The 3439-nt window shown below is 31.5% G+C and carries 5 protein-coding genes; 4 read left to right on the top strand and 1 reads right to left on the bottom strand.

The features are described 5' to 3' along the window. Positions 1-149: 149 nt before the first annotated feature. From HM982_RS18170 to HM982_RS18155, 4 genes are all read left to right on the top strand, one after another. On the top strand, positions 150-656 hold the full coding sequence (locus HM982_RS18170) for a hypothetical protein (protein ID WP_179354744.1): 507 nt from the start codon (positions 150-152) through the stop codon (positions 654-656). A 153-nt stretch (positions 657-809) separates the two neighbouring features. After that, positions 810-1376, top strand: a complete 567-nt coding sequence (locus HM982_RS18165) for a hypothetical protein (RefSeq protein WP_179354743.1) — start codon at positions 810-812, stop codon at positions 1374-1376. 209 nt (positions 1377-1585) lie between these two features. Then, on the top strand, positions 1586-2044 hold the full coding sequence (locus tag HM982_RS18160; RefSeq protein ID WP_179354742.1) for a hypothetical protein: 459 nt from the start codon (positions 1586-1588) through the stop codon (positions 2042-2044). Between the two features lie 182 nt (positions 2045-2226). Beyond that, a complete protein-coding gene (locus HM982_RS18155; protein ID WP_179354741.1) occupies positions 2227-3000 on the top strand; it encodes a phospholipase D-like domain-containing protein in 774 nt (257 codons plus the stop codon). A 49-nt stretch (positions 3001-3049) separates the two neighbouring features. Here the strand turns inward: HM982_RS18155 and HM982_RS18150 are convergent. Then, positions 3050-3439 (bottom strand): transposase (locus tag HM982_RS18150; RefSeq protein WP_179354731.1); only part of this gene is annotated, 390 nt, incomplete at its 5' end.

The following is a 3439-nucleotide window of genomic DNA, read 5'->3' as shown; positions in this document are numbered from 1 at the left end:
TAACATTGCCTATAGTTCATTGCGTCCGAATTTTCCTCTGGAAAATTCATTCGCTTTTGCTATCTTTAGTCCTGCAACCCGAAATACGCTGACTATCGTTTCGCAACGAAACCATAGCCCTAGCGTTGGCAAACATTAACGAAACGCATATGAAACGAGTAATTTTTACTTTAATTTTTACTTTCTGCTTTACGAGTATCTATTCTCAAGATACTTACGTGAAATTACCAACTGTGAAAAATAATTGTCCGACAATCATTATTGAAAAAGACATTATCGGGAATGAAAGCGCTATCGGAACAACAAAAGAATTGATTGCTGAAATAAGTGTTCTGAAAGACAAACCAAATCGGAAAGAGCATAAATTCTTCAATCTGACTGAAAACGGAATTATTTTTGTCAGTTTAAAGAAAGAAACTGCTTTTAAAACACAATCTGAATTGAATGAATTTTTCGGAATTGAAAAAAATAACGGAGTTTATGTAAATGGATATTTAATAGAAAATTCTGATTACAAAATTGCGACTGAATGTATTATGGAAATTGAATTGGTGGAACCTGATTCTGAAAATAAACTTGAGAAAAAAACAATTAACGTTTGGACTCTGACTAAAGAAAAAAGAATTAATGGTTGTGAAAGACAAAACGTGAATTAAAATAACGATTTGCCAACACCGTGTATAGCTCATTGCGGCAAAATTCCTAATCGGAATTCATTGCAATTTGCTACCTTTCGGTTACGGCGGAAAAGTCCGTTGGACATTTTCCGCAACGAGCCATACACAAAACCGTTGGCAACAATAAGCGAAATGAAAATACCAAAACTGATTTTACTTTTTATTATCGTCTTTTCTTGTAAAGAGAATAAAGAAAAACCCAAAGTTGAACTTCCTGTCGAAATACAAAAAACGGAAGTTATCCCAACTGAATCTGACTCTATTTACGAAAGATATAAATTAGGACAAGTAGAATCTTATGATTGGAACTTGATTTCTGAACGTGCTGAAAAATATAACTCTGTTTCTGAACAATTTTCTAGCAAAGACAATATACCAAAAGACTTTCTTGAGTTTTCAAAAAAGTTTATATCTGACATTTCCTTTCAAGAAAAACATATTGATTTTGACAATTTAGTGGCTGTGGACAATGGTTGCGACGAAACCTTTGTAATGAGCAGAAAAAATTGGGTTTTTGATGATTGGGATTTTATCAACTTTGTCGGAATTGATGATGAAATGGAAAATACATTTAACTTTTCTGATTCGATTTTTTATTTTGAATATGTAATCAAAGAAGTTGGAACCTTTAGAATTTTAGGTTTTGAAAAAAAAGATGGCGAATGGTATCTGACTTTATATCACGTGAACGATTGTTAAAATTACTGTTGCCAACACCGTGTATAATTAATTGCTAGGTTCTTGCCTACTTGCGAAAATTCCTGCGGAATTTTCACGGGTTCGTAAAAGTTTACTAAATTAGTTGCTTAACCACGCAACTAACCATACACAAACACGTTGTGTGTCATTTAAGCATAGTAACTTCAAATCGAAAGTTTTGAACTAAACAGAGAAAGGAATTGAAAAATATGATTGAAAAATATGAAGGAAAGAAGTATACTCTGAAAGAATATCTTCCAGTTATTTTTCTATTTATTTTTCTTATTGGGTTTGCAATTTATACTGTTGTTAAAAAAGGTGAGTTTAAAGAAGTCTTTTTAAGTACAACTTTTGACGAAAATGTTGTTGACATTTTTGAAGAAAAAGGAGACTCTTATTTGTTACTGACAAATAAAGATAATAGATATAGAATCGAAAACAGTCGGAATTACGCTTACGAACCTGCATTTTTATATGATTTTATTAAAGAAAATGACAGAGTGATTAAAAACAAATGTTCTGACACTATTTATGTAGAAAGAAATTCGAAAAAATATCATTTCCTAATAGGAAGTACATCATATAATCGTGAAGGAAAATCAAAAGAATTTATTCAAAAGTATTTAAACGAAAGAGCAATAATGAATGAAAGAAATGATTGTAATTGAAAATAAAACTGAATAAAAAACGAACACACAACACAGTATAAAAATAATTGCTATTTTAGGCTTAAACAAAGGTCATTGCACTTTTGTTACGTCTGATTTTCCTTCGGAAAATCCTCGCACACAAAACCGCAACTATCCTTATACATAAACGTTGGCAGCAATATGAAAAACAACATAACTAAATGAAAATATCCCAATATGCTATTGAAAAAATAGCACCTTTTATTGTAGGTAATTTAACTGGCAGAGAGATTGTGAATCTTTTCAATAATTACGGAATAAGAGATGTTTACGATGAATTAGGACTTCCAGACATCGGAAAAAAAAATGAACAGAGACCTTCAAAGACGGAATATGTAAAAAAGAGATTATCCGATTTAAATAATAAAAACGGTTTTAGAGAATTATTGAATAAAGTTATAATCGATAACGCTGAATCTGCTGATGACTTAAATGAAATTTTAAACCCAGAAGGTTTTGGTGTTGAAGTCTTGAACGGAGAATTAATATTACAAGGAGGTGTTGTTCAGAATGAACAGCCAGTAATTAATGAAGCTCATTTCCAAGACATCCAAAATAGAATTTTAAAAGCTCTTGATGACGCTGAAGTCTCAATAGTCGTTGTAATGGCTTGGTTTACGAATGATACCTTGTTTCAAAAATTGATTGAAAAACACAAACAAGGTCTTGATGTAGAAATTGCAATTTTCGATGATGGAATAAATAAAAAATACGGAGTAGATGTAACTAAACTTCCGCACAAAATGATAAAAAGAGGATTGAGAGGTGGATTGATGCACAATAAATTCTGTGTTATTGATAACCAAGTTGTAATTACTGGTTCATACAATTGGTCAGCTAATGCCGAATTTAAAAATGATGAAAATGTAACTGTCGAAAATGACCCGAAACAGGCAACTAAATATTCGGTAGAATATAGAAGATTAACGAGTTAAAAATACTGCTGCCAACAAAGTACTGTGGTAAAAAACAAGTAAAAATGCACTAATTTTTCACTAAAGTACTTCTATATGTATCATCATATATTAAACCTGATTTTGCTATAGCAAAAGCCTGTTTTAATAGTTTATTACACACCGCTATCAATGCCAATTTTTTACTCTTTCCTTTTGCTACTATTCTCTCATAAATATCACGACATGCTTTATTGTATTTACAAGCATTAAAGCTGCACATAAATAACAGATTACGTAGTTTCTGATTTCCTATTTTACTGATACGAGGCCGTCCATTTACACTACTCCCACTCTTTCTAACTACAGGGGTTAATCCAGCATAACTACACAATTCGCTACCGCTTTTAAAACGATCAAATCCATCGGTTAAAACCAATAGCATTACTGCGGTTTTATTTCCTATACCTGGAATAGTTTT

This window comes from Winogradskyella vidalii (genome assembly GCF_013403955.1).
Classification (GTDB): Bacteria; Bacteroidota; Bacteroidia; order Flavobacteriales; family Flavobacteriaceae; genus Winogradskyella; species Winogradskyella vidalii.
Note: the sequence above shows the minus strand (reverse complement) of the source record. Positions and strands in the feature narration are given on the sequence as shown.